We start from the raw sequence: 15,629 nt of genomic DNA, 5'->3' as shown, positions 1-15,629 counted from the left end.
GGTGCTGAGATTGAGCGTCGCTTGGCCGAGCGAGCCCATCGTGCGGGCGGTGAGGCCGAGCGGGTTGACCGGGAGGACGGTTGAGGTTGGTGTGACTGGGTATGCGCGGATCTCGACGAGTGACGTTCGAGCGAGACTTGATGCGTGAACGCACTTTGGTGGGTCTTGCTTCGGCTCGGGCATATGGTCATGTGGGTGGTTGGCCCACCGTCATGACGCCTGAGCGGGCTCGCCAGGCCGAACGCATGCGCGAGGACGGTCACTTCCTCCAAGCGATCGACTCAGTGCTCGGCGTGGGCCGCTCCAGCGTGAGTCATGCCTTGGTGTGACTCAAGACTGTGACTGAAACCGGGAGGAGAGAGGCCATGGGGACCGCATGGCTGAGGATTGGACTTGCGCTGCTTCTCCTGGGCGTCATTGTCGCCATCCTCATCTACGGACTCGGCGCCGTGATGCAGGTTCTTCTGTGGCTAGTAAAGCTGGTCGGCGTCCTGTTCTTCCGGATTCTTGGGCTCTTCATTCGGTTCGGTCGTTGCGTCGTCGACCGTATCCGGGATGCCCGCTGGTGACCTGCCACGAGAGGGGAACGTGACTGCATGTTCCTCCTTCGTCAGAGAGAACATTCGCACTGTTTCCATGCGTGTGATGTCGCTGGTTTGACTCAACTCAGCGCCCTCCGCCAAGGAAGCGCAGGCTCTAGGAAACTCGTCGAGAGTCGACTGGAATGCACGCAGCGCTTCTTCTTGGCCCGCAACTCCTCCTCGTCCTGACGCAGGAGAATGCCCCACACTGTCCCGCGGCCGCCGGGTGGTCAAAACCCCCGCCGAAACCGAAACCACTCATAGACCGTTTTGAACAGCAGGTTAGGCTGGACGCAGACCCGCAGAAAGGGAGGCAGCGTGATGGAGGATTGGATGGATGAGGATCACTACCATGATCCGATGATCTACGACGTCATGCGAGAACTCGCCAACCAGGTTGTCGCTGGCTACTTGGCATGGGAGCGTGAGGCAACCACGCCTGAAGAGAAGGCTCATTGGCAGGAGGAGCGCTTCCGCACTCGCCTGGAGGTTCGCGCGGTCGATGTCGACAACTTGCGGGCGGTCAAGGCGATGACGGCGAAGCTGCGTGATGAGCTGGCAGCCATGCCTGAGCACGCGCCGGCCTTTGTGCGATGACGGGTGAACTGACCCAGGATCAGGTGCGCACCGTTTTCGATGCGGAGATCCGCCCCGAGCTGGACCGGCTCGGAGCCCTCCCACAAGCCGTGGGGCGCCCGGTGGTGGTGTTCGTGGGTGGACAGCCCAGGGCAGGAAAGAGCCAGAGCCTGGCGAGGGTCCAGGAGCGGTACCCGGGTTTCGTCCCAGTTGTCGGCGATGACTTGCGTGCCTACCACCCCGACCACCGGCACCTGATGCGTACCGACCCTTGGCCATGCCCCGGGTGACGGCTCAGGCGTCCGGGGACAGTTGGGTGGGTATGGCCTGGTAGGCGCGCCACCGGACGAACCGGCGGGGTGGACATCGGTCACGAAGATGGTGGGCACCATCCCAGACCAAGTTGGTGCACAGGCGAAATCCACGATCCACAGCCGGTTAGGGGCTGGCGCGCGGTGAAGTCCCGCTGCACCAAATCAGCGGGCCGCTCAGCAGTGGCCTCCGCACGGGCGGTGATGTTTCTTCCCACCTCTGACACCCTCTTGCATCCCGTGAGCGGCCATGAGTCGAGCCACGCTGGCGCCCCACATGAAGACCTGCCCGCTTCAACAGATGCCACATCTTGCGACACCCGGCCATGCTGCACCCTTCGCGGGGTCGGCTCGGACGGCCTTGCTCTTCTCCCACACCACGTCATCCGACAACACTCGTGCCAAGGGGTGACGCTTGCGAGCCGCCGAGTCAGCGGATGAGGCGATCTTGCAGCCACGCTCGGTGAGCACCTCACCGATCGGTGTGAGCCCGAATCGGACCCTGTGCTCTTCGATGAAGGCCACCACCACGACAATCGCGAGTCGAGTTCCCGCCGCGTATGAAACTTGAAGCCGCCAACAAGATCCCGTTGACGCGCTTTGGCTCCCGGTCCTAGGCCTCCAACGCCTTGATACGAGCCGACTCGCTGGTGATGGTCACACCAAGGAGCCCGGCCAGAAGCATACAAGCCAGCTTGACCCATCCGCGCAGCACGCTTGGATCCACCCCGACCCACAGCCCAACCCTGATCGCAGCCCGGTTCATCGACAACAAGGGTCCCGCCCTCAAAGCCTCACCCAGCGCGGTTCGCCAGGCGCTTCAGGAACCAAAGGGAAACCGATCGTGAGCAACCAAAGCCCCACCTCGACAGCAGGACACCATCGCCCACACCAAGAGAGACCACCCCCGACCACGACGGACGAATCTCACGGATCCACCGACGAATCTCACGGGGAGGGGGTGGTTGGACTTGGCGACTTGGCCACTTGGCGGCGGTAAGCCTCGGCCTCCCAGTTCTCGATGAAGTGGCGTTCGTGCTCGTCCATGACTCGCACCTTGCCCAAGCGGTCCGCATCGCGGGCCACGCGCAGTGCATCCAGGTAGGTGTTCAGGGCAGTGTCCGCACCCTCGGCCGAGGAGCCGATGGCGAAGACACCCGCGCCTGGAATCACCGCGACGATCGGGTCGCGACCGTGAGCAGTGCGGAAGGTGGACACTGCAGCCTTGATGTCGGCCGCTGTTGCGGTGGCCTCCAGCACCACCGGGAATGAGCCCGAGTAGACGATCTGGTCGGGAATCAACGGCCCCAGGGCCACTGGTCCGGCGGCAGGGCCGGAGGCCTCACGCGCCAGCCCCTCCCAACTGGATGTGACATTCGCGGCGCCCAGGGCCACGCGGAAGTCCTCGGCCACCTGACTCCGCCGTTCCGGCGTGATCTCCGGATGGGGAATCGCAGCTGGGGCCGGGGAAGCGTCCACGGCCGCCATGATCCGCAGGGTGAGGGAATCGACCAGGGCGGCGACCTCGTCGAAGGAGTTCCCCGAAACGATGATCCCGTGGTTGCCCAGCAGCGTGATGCCGGGGGCCGGGCGGCCGGTGCGGGCGGTGTAGGCCTCGCGGGCGCGCAGGATTCCGCGGGCCAGCGGAACCCCCGGGTCGATGTAGTCCACCCACACGGCCTCGTCGGCCAGGATGCGCCGGGCCAGGGCCGGTCCGTCCTGGTTGCAGGTCAGGGCGTTGGCGGTCAGGGGGTGCAGGTGCAGGACGAGGGCGTCGGGGATGAGCGCGTGGAAGAGGATCTCCACGCTGGGGCGCCGACCGTTGACGTCGCGGACCTGCGCCTTCTCGGCGGCGACGCGGACGGGATCTTTGCCGACCGGATCGTCAGAGCGCAGGGCGTCCAGCAGCACGTTGATGCGCAGGGGGACCAGGTCCTCGGCCTCGAGGGTGGCCAGGGGGACGCCGCTGGGCTTGATGTGCAGGACCCCGTCGATCTTCACGGAGGCGTTGCCGCCGCCCGCGCGGGAGAACTCGGTGTTTCCGCCGATCTCGTTGGCGAGTCTGATGATCTGAGCGATCAGGTCCGACATCCCGGGGATCCTTTCAACACGAGGCCATGAATCGATACATGAAACGATTCAGACTCAGATTAGGGGCGCGTCGCGACCGTGTCAATGAGTGCTCCGATGCAGTGGGGTGGTGGCGTGACGAGGATGGCAGGGCGATGTGGCCGGCCGGGTGATGGTGCAGTCGGGTGGCACTCCTGGCGGCAATGGTGGCGTGGCGAGGTCGTGAGGGCGGCGCAAGTGGCGGTGTGGTGAGGTTGTCGGGGCCGTTGGGGTGTCGCATGGGCGGTGGGCGCGGCCGTGTGCGATTGCGCATCAAGGGGCCAGGTGGCGAGGTCGGGGCCGTGGCCCGCGCCCAAGGGCACATTCATTGACCCGTGTCCGTTGTCGCGCCCCTGCGACTCGATGGCAGTGGGGCCCTGCATCCCCGGGGCCTCGTAACCGTATGAGGCCCCGCAGCCTGAGCCTCCGCAACTCCGGCGTCCCGCAGCCCGGTGACCCGTAGCCCTTGGGGGTCCACGGCATCGGGGCCCATCGGACCTTGGCGCCTTCAGGCTGGCTCAGCACTGGCATGTTCGTCTGCCGCTGGGATCAAAGAGCCGCCTGAAGTCCTGTCCGGAGGCGGGTAAGATTTTTCTCAAAGCATTGAAGCCGCGCCGCCCTTTCGGAAGAATGGATTCGGGTGTGAATCGATTCACACCCAGGGGTCCTCATTCGCCGGAAACTGCTGCTCACGACGCGTGGGAGACCTCGCCATCGTGTCCGTCACCAAGGATTGGACTCATTCATGCATCATCCCTTCAAGCGCAGGGTTTCCCTGTTGACGGCAGCGGGGACGTTGTCGCTCGTCATGTCGTCGCTCCTCGCCGGGCCGGCCCTTGCCACCGGCTCTGATCTGACCGTGGTCGATCCGAAGGTCAATCATGTGGCGTCCCCGCTGTTGGTGGACGGGTCACCGGTGTTCTCGTGGCAATTGACCTCCGGGGCGCGTGGTGCCACGCAGTCCGCCTACAGGATCCAGGTCGCCGACTCGACGGGCGCCCTCGTGTGGGACTCCGGCAAAGTCTCCTCCAGCCAGAGCGTGGACGTGGCCTACGGCGGTCCGGATCTGGCAGCGACGGCCTCGTATTCGTGGAATGTGAGTGTCTGGGACGCCCAAGGTGCACAGTCCGCACCGGCCAGCGGCGCCTTCCGCACGGGCCTGCGTTCGACCGACGGGACCACCAACTGGCAGAACGCCCAGTGGATCACCGGAAGTGCCATCCAAATGCCGCGCGGCGAGGACCGCTTCGAAGCCCTGACCTTCGACCTACAAGCCACCTTCCAGATCATCTCCGAAGGCGCCGCCATCACCTTTGGCGGCGACGATGATGAATTCACGGCAGCAGCAGTGCGAAAGGTCGACGGGGCATGGCACCTTCAACTGCTGGACGGCAGCTCCCGGGGCATCGCCGTCTTCACCCGCGAACGCAACGTCCCGCGCGGCGAAACCTGGCCCGACGAGAAGAAGTTCGCACCCGTCGACATCGCCCTCGACCCCACATTCGACCCGAAGGTGCCCCACACCCTCAAGGTCTCCGAGGCCGGACCCGACGACTCCGTGTTCCCCGGATCCTCCAAATGGACGATCGCCCTGGACGGCAAGGGCCTCACCACATTCGAATTGGCCGCCAACAGAACCCTGCTCAGGGCAGGGCGGTTGGGACTGGGCCTGGAAGGGCTGTCGGCCTCGTACACGGACCTGTCCCTGGCGATGCCGAACTCGCCCTCGCCCCTCAAACTTGAAGAGACCAGCGCCTTCCTCGCAGCCGGGCCGCACGGCTCGATCTTCCACGAGGTCGAGGGCGCCGAAATCGCCGACGGAAAGATCACCGTGCGCGACCGCCACGTCGAGGAACCCGACACCACGCCCTCGGACGGGATGTTCCGCAAGACTTTCCACACGCCCTCGAAGGTCACCAACGCCACCCTGTACGCCAGCGCCCTGGGAGTCGTCGAATTCGAACTCAACGGCGCAAAGGTGGGCGACACATTCCTGGCGCCGGGAACCACCGACTTCAAGACCACCGGCCTGTACAACGCCTACGACGTCACCGACATGGTGACCCCCGGGGACAACACCCTGGGCGCAATCCTCGGTGACGGCTGGTACTCGGGCTCCTTCGGCGCCCTGCACAAGCCCTACGGCCCCCAACCCTCCTTCAAGGCACTTCTGCGCCTGACCCACCAGGACGGGACGGTCGAGTCCATCGTCACCGACCCCACCTGGTCCTACTTCGGACAGGGGCCGATCCTCGACTCGAACATCATGGACGGTGAAAGCTACGACGCCGGCCGTGAAGCGAAGATCCAAGGCTGGTCCACCAGCACCTACACGACCACCGGATGGGTGCCCTCCTCGATCGCCGCACACTCCGTCCCCCGAGTCGTCGCCGACGAGGCAAGCGCCATCACCGCAGTCGAGGAAGTCGCGCCCATCTCACGCACAGTTGACAGCAACGGCAATGTCGTCTTCGACTTCGGCAAGAACATGGTCGGCGTCCCGCGGATCGCCGTCACCGGCAAAACCGGACAGGTGGTCGAATTGTCCTACGGGGAGATGCTCAACGACTCCTCGCCGGGGGCGGACGGCCCCGCAGGAACCGTGTACAACGCGAACTTCCGCAGCGCCAAGGCCACCGACCACTACCGGATCGGCCCCAGCGGCACGGGAACCTTCCAGCCGAAATTCACCGTGCACGGATTCCGGTACCTGGAGGTCTCCGGCATCGACGGATTCGACCCGAACAGCGTGGCCTCCGAAGATGTCAAGGGCATCGTGCTGAGCTCCGCGAAGACCCTGACCATGGACTTCGACTCGTCGAACGCAGACATCAACACGCTGTACCACAACACCATCAACGGACTGCGCGGCAACTTCCTGTCGATCCCCACCGACACTCCCGCCCGGGACGAGCGCATGGGCTGGCTGGGAGACATCCAGGTCTTCGCGCCGGCAGCGACCATGACCGCCGATGTGCGCAACTTCCTGGGCAAGTTCACGTCCGTCGACATGGCCGCCAGTCAAATGCCCGACGGCCACTACCCGCGTTTCACCCCGTGGCACTCAGGGTGGGACTTCACCATCGGCAAGTCGGACCCGTGGACCGACGCGACAATCATCGTTCCTCACGCCCTGTGGCAGACCTACGGGGACACGGCGATCATCGACGCCAACTGGGCCCAGATGACGAAGTACGCGCAGGCCCTGCGCGACGGTGAACGCGGCCCGATCCTGGGCGACTGGCTGGCGCCCACCCAGACCGACTCCCAATTCGTGTTCAAGGCGTACAAAGCACATGTCATCTCGCTGCTGGAGCAGATGGCTCGCGCCGCCGGCCACACGGCACAGGCCGACGGCTACGCGGCCTGGCGCGACCAATGGCGGGCCGCCTTCCTCGCCGAGTACTTCCCGGACGGTGGGGCCACTCTGACCGGCGAGAACCTGGACACGCAGGCCGCCTACGCGATGGTTCTCGAGTTCGGCCTGTACCCGCAGGGCAAAGCCCCGGAGATCGCCGCGCACCTTGCAGAACTCTCGCGTGGAGGCGAGGGCGGGGCTTCGGCCCTGACCACAGGATTCCTGGGAACACCGGTCATCCTGCCCGCCCTGTCCGCCAACGGCCAGGTCGACGCAGCCTACGACCTGCTGCTTTCGCACACCTACCCGTCGTGGCTGTACTCGGTGGACCAGGGGGCCACGACCTTCTGGGAGCGCTGGAATTCCTACACGAAAGAGTCCGGTTTCGGCGATGTCTCGATGAACTCTTTCAACCACTACGCCTACGGCGCAGTGTCGAAGTGGATCTACTCGAATGTGGCGGGCATTGACGTGGACCCCTCAGGCGCTGGGTTCGCCAAGTCCGTGCTTCGTCCGCGCATGGATGCCGATGGCCGGGTCACCTGGGCCAACGCGACCTTCAAGTCCGTCCACGGGCCGATCGTGTCCCATTGGCGACTGAACGAGGGCGGGAACATCTCCTACCACGTGGAAATTCCGGCCAACACTTCGTCCCGGGTCTTCGTGCCGACCCTGGATACCGGTGAAACCCTGTACGAGGGCGCCGTCCCCGTCACCCAGGCCGAGGGCGTGAAGGTCGTGGGCACCGTGGGTGACACGGTGGAGCTGGAGGTCGCCTCGGGCTCCTACGACTTCACGGTCAAGAAGGACGGTGCTCCGGGCCTGGTGGTGGATCCGTCGCGGGTCGCCCAGGGCGGAAATGTGACGATCAGCGGCATCGACCTGCCTGCAGGGGCTCCGGTGGAGTTGATCGTCCATTCGGACCCGGTGACTGTGGGGACAGTGACCTCGGACGCCTCGGGAAAGCTGTCGCAGGCGTGGAAGGTTCCGACCGACTTCCCCGCGGGGGAGCATGTGGTGCTGGCCTGCGATTCCTCGGGCAATGAGCTGGCCAAGGCCGCGATGACGGTGGTGTCCAGCGGCAATCCCGGTGATCCGGGTCGGTCCGGAGCCACATCTGCTGCTCCAGGCAACAGGTCCGACGGCCCAGAAGGCCAAGGGTGCGGCGTCAATGGCTCGATGTCCCTCACCGGCGCAGCCATCGGCTGGACCGTGGCAGTGGTCGCGGCTCTGGGCGCCCTGGGCGCCGGCGCCTTCGTCCTGGTACGGCGAAAGCGGAAGTGATTGCAGCCGGAGGTGATCGCATGAGCCGCCGGGCCCGACCATCCAAAAGAGGGCGGGCCCGGCGCGCTCCCCGAGCGCGGTACCCGTGGAGGCGCCGAGGTGTCGCCCACCAGCAGGCGAGGCCGACTCAGGTGGCCGGGACTACGCCCTCGTGAAGCTCCGCGATCGTCCTCGTCTCCGCGCGTTCGACGCTGGTACGCACCCAGCCGATCCCCACCAGCGCAATCGCCACCATCATCCACGCGAAGGCAACCGTCACCGCGTACCCGCCGAAGGACCCGCCATGGTCGATGACCGGTCCGGCCAGAGCCGCACCAAGGGACACCCCGATGTTCATCGACGCGGTCATCCACGTGAGCCCCTCGGTCAGACGCCCGTCCGGCACCACCCTGGCCACGATCATGTTCACGTTGGTCGTGGTGGGCGCGCAGGTCGAGCCCACTATGAGCATCGCCACCCCCAGGGCCCACACATTCGGGGCGACCAGGAACACCGACACTCCCGCGCCAAGCGCAAGGATCCCGATGGCGAAGAGCTTCCACAGGGGCTGGCGCCACGCGCGCGCCCCGTAGACCAGACCCGCCAGCAGCGACCCGAAGCTGAACACCGCCAACAGGACGCCCGACATCGCGGGGATCCCGCGTTCCTCCGTGAAGGCGACCACGGACACGTCATTGGCGCCGAAGAGGGCACCCGCCCCGATGTATGTCAGCGCCAGAACGATCACCGCAGGGTCACGCAGCACCGACGTGCGCGGGCCGCCACCGGTCGGCGCGGGGCGCGGCTCGGGCTCGGTGGAGCGCTGCAGCAGGAACCCCATGCCGCCGAAGATCAGGAATCCGGTCGACAACAACAATCCGAGCCCCGGGTGGACCGCAGCGCCGAGCACGGTCGAAACCACCGGGCCGATGATGAAGATGAACTCGTCAATGGCGGACTCGAAGGCGTAGGCGGTGGCCAGGTCACGCGGGTGGGTGACCATGGCCGCCCATCTGCTGCGGACCATCGCGCCGGGAGAACCCCACGTCGCCCCATTGACGACTGCCAGCAGCACCAGCACCCATTCGGGTGAGTGCATTGACGCGGCCCACACGAAGGACGCCGCCGACGCCGCCGAGACCAAGGTTGCGGGCCCCATGACTCGCAGTTGTCCATGACGGTCGACCTGGCGGGAGAGCATGGGTGCCACAGCCGCCGATGCGATGACTCCCGCAGCGGCGACCAAGCCCGCCGTGGCGTAGTTTCCGTACTCGGCCTTGACCAGCAGGATCATCGAGATGCCGACCATGGACATCGGCATGCGCCAGAAGAACCCGGCCAGGCTGAAACGCCATGCGCCGGGCAGCCTGAGGATCTGACCGTAGGTCTTGAGCACGAGGTTCAATCGTAGTGAGGCCGTGGTGGCCGCAAAAGGCCCGATCAGGCGTTGTTGGTCACCCAGGAATGGATCACAGGAACCCGGATCGGGGTCCCCGGGACATCTGCCCCGGGGACCCCGCGTGGCGGTGAGTCGGCTCAGCCCAGAGCTGCCGACACCAGTTCCCGGGCCGCCTGCTGGACCTCGGCCAGGTGCTCGGCGCCCTTGAAGGACTCGGCGTAGATCTTGTAGACGTCCTCAGTGCCCGACGGGCGCGCAGCGAACCATGCGGCGTCGGTGGTCACCTTCAAGCCGCCGATCGGCGCATCATTGCCGGGTGCACGCACCAGCTTCGCGGTGATCGGATCGCCCGCCAGCTCTGTCGCGGTCACATCCGAAGGATCCAGCGCCGCAAGCTTCGCCTTCTGCTCACGATTCGCCGGAGCGTCCACGCGCGCGTAGACCGAGGCTCCGAATCGCTCCACCTGCTCCACATGCAACTGCGAGGGGGTCTTGCCGGTCACTGCCAGGATCTCCGAGGCGAGCAACGCCAAGATGATCCCGTCCTTGTCGGTGGACCACACGGTGCCGTCCTTGCGCAGGAACGAGGCCCCCGCAGACTCTTCTCCGCCGAAGCCGACCGAGCCGTCCAGCAGGCCCGGCACGAAGTGCTTGAAGCCCACCGGGACCTCGATCAAAGAACGCCCCATCGCCGCGACCACACGGTCGATCAGCGAGGACGACACCAGCGTCTTGCCGACCGCCGCAGTGGCGGGCCAGCCAGGACGGTGGGTGAAGAGATACTCGATGGCCACCGCCAAGTAGTGGTTCGGGTTCATGAGGCCATCGGCGGTGACGATGCCGTGGCGGTCGGAGTCGGCGTCATTGCCGGTGGCGATGTCGTACGGGGTCGACCCGTCAGGCCCGGGAGTCATCGTGTGGCGCAGCGAGGCCATCGCGTTGGGCGAGGAGCAGTCCATGCGGATCTTGCCGTCCCAGTCCAGGGTCATGAAGGGCCAAGCCGGGTCGACATTGGGGTTGACGACGGTCAGGTCCAGCCCGTAGCGCTCGCTGATGGCCGCCCAGTAGTCGACGGAGGCTCCGCCCAGCGGGTCGGCGCCAATACGCACCCCCGCGTCGCGGATGGCGTCGATGTCGATGACCTGGTCCAGCTGCGAAACGTAGTGGTCCAGGTAGTCGAAGGCCTGGATGCACGGGTGCTCGAAAAGGTCCGAGCCGATGACGCGCGGGACACTGCGCCAGCCGGACTCGAGGATCTCATTGGCGCGGGCGGCGATCCAGCCGGTCGCGTCGCTGTCGGCAGGGCCGCCATTGGGCGGGTTGTACTTGAAGCCGCCGTCACGAGGCGGGTTGTGCGAGGGGGTGACCACAATGCCGTCGGCCAGTCCGGCACCGGTGGTGCGCAGCGCCTCGGGTGCGCCATTGGCACACAGGATCGCCACCGACACGGCGGGTGTGGGCGTGTACGAGCCGCGCGAGTCGACCTTGACGGTCACACCTGCGGCGGCCAGAACCTCCAGGGCGGAGCGCCATGCGGGTTCGGACAGGGCATGGGTGTCGCGGCCGATGAACAGTGGACCGTCGATGCCTTGGGCAGCACGGTACTCGACGATGGCCGCAGTGGTGGCGACGATGTGGGCCTCGTTGAAGGCCCCGTCGAGTGAGGATCCCCGGTGTCCGGAGGTGCCGAAGACGACCCTCTGGTCGGGGTTGGTCGGATCAGGTTCGATGTCGTAGTAGGACGCCGTGACCTCGTCCACGTCGATGAGGTCCTCCGGCAGGGCAAGGGTTCCAGCTCTTTCATGCATGGACACAGTGTGACACGGCCCACCGGTGTGCACACCCCTTGTCCGCGAGGCAATTGTGGTGCGCCTCGGCACCGACCGGCGCCAAGGGACGAGGGCGGGGCTGCGCCGTCGGCATTCCTGCGTCGGCAAGAGCGCCCCGCCCTCGTCCCCGAAGCGACTCAGGACCTGCGTCGCCCTCGTCCCGCGAGGAGGAACACGCCGCCCGCGCCCGCGAGTGCAAGCGCAGTCACGACCCAGGCGACAGTGGCCGAACCAGTTCGAGCCAGCCTCGATCCCGTGGATCCTGCAGGCGCCGACTTCGCGGGGGCCGAGGGCTTGGCCGGAGCAGGGGTGGAGGGAGCCGGCGTCGACGGCTGAGGCGTCTGGGGCGTGGACGGGCCGGGCTTGGCAGGCGGCGGAGTCACCTGCTTCTCACGCACCAGGTCCAACCCGATGATCTCCGGGTTGTGGTCCGAGGACCGCCACGGCACCGACGTGTCCAGCAGTTGCGTGACATTCGCATTCGCGCGCGAGTACTCGAAGGCCACGGACTCCTCGGCGTTGACCGCCCACACGGCGGTGCCCCGCACCAGCTGATGGGCCGCCGCATTGGAGAACACGTGGTCCAAGGACCCCACGCGACCCGAATAGGCGTAGGACGTGTGCGTACCCGCGGACTCATGCGTGAAACCGGCCTCCAGCAGGACCTTCACCGGGTCCTCCTTCGAGTATGAGTTGAAGTCTCCCACCAGCAGCACCGGCTTTCCCGCAAAAGCCGCAGACCCGGCGAAGGTCGCCAAGGCCTGCGCCTGGGCCACGCGAATCGCATTCGCATTGCCCTGGCCGTCGCCGGAGTCCGTGTTCCCCTCCTCCATGCCCTTGGGCACCGACCCCTTGGACTTGAAGTGGTTGGCGATGACCACCACATTCGTACCCTCCTGGTTGGCGGTGACCACCGGACGGAACTCCTGGGCAAGAGGCTGGCGCGCCACACCCGTGAAGGCCGCGTCGTCCAGGATCACCGACTCGCCCACGGGCGCCACCGTGGCCACGCGGTGGATGAAAGCCGTGCGGATCGCGTCCTGCACGGCCGGCACCGTGGCGGGGCTGGGGACCGGCGCCCACACCTCGGAGCCTTCGAAGGCGTTCAGGGCAGCCACCAGGGCCTTCAGTGAAGCGTCGCGGTCAGTGCCTCCGATCGCCGGGAAGGTCGGGTTCTCGATCTCCTCAAGGGCGACCACGTCGGCGCGCAGGGCCGCGATGGCACGCACGATCTTGGCCTGCTGGTCCTCGAAAGCCTTCCGCGTGTACGCGCCGCGCACGCCGTTGCACCTGTTGGTCGTCACAGGGGTGCCGTCGCGATCCTTGTAGGACCCGCACCCGGCCTCGTCCTGCCCCAAGTCCGTGAAGTAGTTGAGCACGTTGAAGGTGGCCACACGGATGTCGCCGTCAACCGTGGGCGCCTCGGGGCGCACCGTCGTCTGCGACAGGGGTGAACGCTGCGGGAACCCTGCCACCATCGTGGTGGGCTGGAAGATGAACTCCCCGTGACGCGAGTCCACCAGCACTGGTTTGGTGAAGGTCACGTTCGTGCCGACCCGCGAAGGCGTCTGCGGCGTGAGGTAGGCGAAGGGGTGATTGTGAGCGGTCTTGTTCGTCTGGAAGTTCGCGCTCGACCCGTCGTCAAGGGTGATGGCCTTCGCAGTGTTCTCCGCCTCGTAGGCGATGGCTTCGGCGCCCGGCGAGACCACGTCCGTGGCCTGGCGCAGCGGCTCGGTACCCGGAGTCAAGGACAGGGTCCCGTAGGAATTCGCGTGGTAGTTGTCGGTGATCGTCCACGTGCCCTGTGGGGCCACCAGCATCGATTCCAGCGCCTCCAATTGCGCCGAGGTCGGCACATGAGGCAGCGTCACGGGAGTGACCGTAGCCGAGCAGTCCGCGTCCAGGACCTCCACCTTGGGCCGTGTGATCTGGGTGAGGCTGGGGGTCGCGGCAGTCGCATCCTTGACTCCCGGGTACTCGGCGATCGTGCCGGTGACGACCACGCACTTGCCGACTGGGGGCATCGCCGCCTTCGACGTGCCCATCCACACGAAGATGCCGTCCGAGGCCGCGCGCGCCGGGTCCCAGGAACCGCCCGAACCCGGGGTCTGGATGGTGAATCCGTCCAGCGTGTTCGTCAACCCGCCCTCGTTCCTGGGGTGCGAAGACGTGACGACACCGCAGGTGCGCACATTCGCCGTCCCGGTCATCGCCGAGTCGTCGCTCGCGCCGTCGGTGGCCTGGATCTGCGCGATCGTGGTGGCGTCGGCAGGGCAGAGCGCGCCGTCGGCCGGGGCGGGACGCGCGGCAGCTTCGGTGCCGCCGGTGGCCGAAGAAGGTCCGGTGGGGGAGGCGGGTCCGCTGGCTGCGGGAGCCCCGCCCTCCTCACCCAAGGAGGCGGAGGCGGCACCGTCACCGGCAGAGGAGGCGGCGGACTGCGGGGCGGCCGACTGGGAGGTGTCGGCGGGCGCAGGCTGCGGGTCGGGGGTGGGGGCGGCCAAGGACGGCCCGCCGGTCAGGACCAGGGCGAGGCCGGCTGCTGCGGCGGCGGCGATGCGGACGCCGGATCGTGAGTGCATTGGTGGACTCCAGGGATTGGGCTCGCCGCGAGGGCGGACGAGCGTGAGGGATGTCGAAGCGTGGTTCACATTGTGGGGCACGAGGGTGCCGCTTGGGGGCTTCTCGGCGGAGCGGCGATTCCTGGGACCTGTGACCGGGACGACAGTGCGGGCCTCCAACTACGCTTGATCTCGCGTGGCTCGACCGTCCGGGCACGCCCTCGCGCCCTGCTGCGCGCAGGACGACAGCGACGTCTGATGGAGGACGAAGTGAGTTGGTTTGACTCCGTCGAGCACAACAGGTGGCTCTCGACCCAGATGCAGGCCCTGGTCCGCGAGGCCGAAGGGGCGATCGCGCCCACGGGATTCGCCCACCTGACCAAGACCGGCGAGGCCGACCCGACCCGCCCGATCGACTTGGCGGTCACCTCGCGCATGCTCTACGTGTTCTCGCTCGGCACCCTCATGGGACTGCCGGGCTCGCGTCGCTACGCCGACCATGCGATGAAGTGCCTGCGCACCTGCTTCCGTGACCCTGTCCACGGTGGGATGTGGACCTCCATCAAGGCCGAGCCCGACGCGGAGGGCAATGGAGTCCCATGGGACCAGGTCGGGCGCGGCAAGTCGCAGATGCACAACGCCTTCCTGGTCACCGGTGTCGCCGCCGCCACCGTGGCGAACCGCCCCGGCGCGCACGAACTGCTGAGCGAGGTCCTGCACGGCCAGCAGGAGCACTGGCTGCTGCCCAACGGGCTGGTGGTCGACCAGTGGGACGAGGCCTTCACCACCGCTTCCCCGATCCACTCGATGGGCACCCTGTTCCACACGGCCGAGGCATACCTGCTGGTGGCCGAGGCGACCACCGACCCCGTGTGGATCGACCGCGTGGAGACCATTGTCGCTTTCGTGCGCGACATGGCCCAGGCCAACCGGTGGCGTGTGCCCGAGTTCTTCGACGAGCAGGGGCACGCCATCGCCACTCCGACGCGCGCCGAGGTGTGGGACGGCAGGCGCCTGTACGAAGGCTCGGTGCCGGGCCGGTCCATGCAGTGGGCGCGACTGGCCCTGCACCTGCGGGCGGGCCTGCGCTCGATGGGACGCACTGCCCCCGACCACCTCTTCGAGATGGCCAACGAGCTCTTCGAAAGAGCCCGTGTGGACGCGTGGCGCAAGAACGGCCACCCGGGTTTCGTCACGACCCTTGACGAGGACGGGGCGCCGCGCATGACCGAGCACATGCAGTGGGTGACCTGTGAAGGCATCTGCGCCACCGTGGCGATCCGCCGGGCGATGCTGGACAACGGGGCCCGTGAGGACGAGGTCGAGCACTTCGACCACTGCTATCGCTCGTGGCTGGACTACGCCAACGACTACCTGATCACCATGCCGGGCAGGTGGCGGCGCAGCCTGAGCGAGACCAACGAGCCGCTGTCGGTGGAGACCGCGTCACGGTGGGACGTCTACCACGCACTTCAAACCATGCTCATGCCGCGCGTGCCCCTGTGGCCGCCGTTGCCCTCGGCGATCTCGCGTGAACTGTTGGACAAGCCGCAGGAGGCTCCCTCCGACAAGAAGTCGTGGAACTTCTTCGGCCTTCACATCGGCTGACGTCTGCGCGATCGAGGGGCGGCCGTGCGTGTGGTGG

10 protein-coding genes are annotated in these 15,629 nt (G+C 66.8%); 6 read left to right on the top strand and 4 right to left on the bottom strand.

Going from position 1 to position 15,629, the window contains the following annotated elements; genetic code table 11:
* Positions 1-140: 140 nt before the first annotated feature.
* The 4 genes from I6B53_RS10320 to I6B53_RS11320 all read left to right on the top strand — a co-directional run bounded on the left by I6B53_RS10320 (position 141) and on the right by I6B53_RS11320 (position 1,447).
* Positions 141-329 carry a hypothetical protein gene (locus I6B53_RS10320; protein ID WP_216764131.1) on the top strand — a complete coding sequence of 63 codons (189 nt, stop codon included), beginning with the start codon at positions 141-143 and terminating at the stop codon, positions 327-329.
* Between the two features lie 36 nt (positions 330-365).
* Positions 366-569 (top strand): hypothetical protein, encoded by a 204-nt coding sequence (locus I6B53_RS10315; protein ID WP_216764130.1) that lies wholly within the window; start codon positions 366-368, stop codon positions 567-569.
* Between the two features lie 345 nt (positions 570-914).
* Entirely contained in the window at positions 915-1,178 is a 264-nt protein-coding gene (locus I6B53_RS10310) for a hypothetical protein (protein ID WP_216764129.1), read from the top strand.
* Complete coding sequence (locus I6B53_RS11320) at positions 1,175-1,447, top strand: zeta toxin family protein (protein WP_216764128.1); 273 nt, start codon at positions 1,175-1,177, stop codon at positions 1,445-1,447. Before I6B53_RS10310 ends, I6B53_RS11320 begins: the two co-directional genes overlap by 4 nt.
* 969 nt (positions 1,448-2,416) lie before the next feature.
* Here the strand turns inward: I6B53_RS11320 and I6B53_RS10300 are convergent.
* Positions 2,417-3,559, bottom strand: a complete 1,143-nt coding sequence (locus I6B53_RS10300; protein WP_216764127.1) for a class II aldolase/adducin family protein — start codon at positions 3,557-3,559, stop codon at positions 2,417-2,419.
* Between the two features lie 763 nt (positions 3,560-4,322).
* Between I6B53_RS10300 and I6B53_RS10295 the strand changes: the two genes are divergently transcribed.
* Positions 4,323-8,219 (top strand): alpha-L-rhamnosidase, encoded by a 3,897-nt coding sequence (locus I6B53_RS10295; protein WP_216764126.1) that lies wholly within the window; start codon positions 4,323-4,325, stop codon positions 8,217-8,219.
* A 127-nt stretch (positions 8,220-8,346) separates the two neighbouring features.
* On the opposite strand, the gene I6B53_RS10290 is transcribed toward I6B53_RS10295, so the two are convergent.
* The 3 genes from I6B53_RS10290 to I6B53_RS10280 all read right to left on the bottom strand — a co-directional run bounded on the left by I6B53_RS10290 (position 8,347) and on the right by I6B53_RS10280 (position 14,005).
* Entirely contained in the window at positions 8,347-9,594 is a 1,248-nt protein-coding gene (locus I6B53_RS10290) for an MFS transporter (RefSeq protein WP_216764125.1), read from the bottom strand.
* Between the two features lie 140 nt (positions 9,595-9,734).
* Entirely contained in the window at positions 9,735-11,405 is a 1,671-nt protein-coding gene (gene pgm / locus I6B53_RS10285; RefSeq protein ID WP_216764124.1) for a phosphoglucomutase (alpha-D-glucose-1,6-bisphosphate-dependent), read from the bottom strand.
* A gap of 158 nt (positions 11,406-11,563) precedes the next feature.
* Positions 11,564-14,005: an ExeM/NucH family extracellular endonuclease gene (locus I6B53_RS10280; RefSeq protein WP_216764123.1), complete on the bottom strand. Its 2,442-nt coding sequence runs from the start codon at positions 14,003-14,005 to the stop codon at positions 11,564-11,566.
* A gap of 249 nt (positions 14,006-14,254) precedes the next feature.
* Here I6B53_RS10280 and I6B53_RS10275 point away from each other — a divergent pair, with 249 nt between their 5' ends.
* Positions 14,255-15,592 carry an AGE family epimerase/isomerase gene (locus I6B53_RS10275; protein WP_216764122.1) on the top strand — a complete coding sequence of 446 codons (1,338 nt, stop codon included), beginning with the start codon at positions 14,255-14,257 and terminating at the stop codon, positions 15,590-15,592.
* The last annotated feature ends 37 nt before the right edge of the window (positions 15,593-15,629 follow it).

Source organism: Schaalia sp. 19OD2882, assembly GCF_018986735.1.
Classification (GTDB): domain Bacteria; phylum Actinomycetota; class Actinomycetes; order Actinomycetales; family Actinomycetaceae; genus Pauljensenia.
The sequence above is the reverse complement of the archived record's forward strand: the minus strand, read 5'-3'. Positions and strand labels throughout refer to the sequence as shown.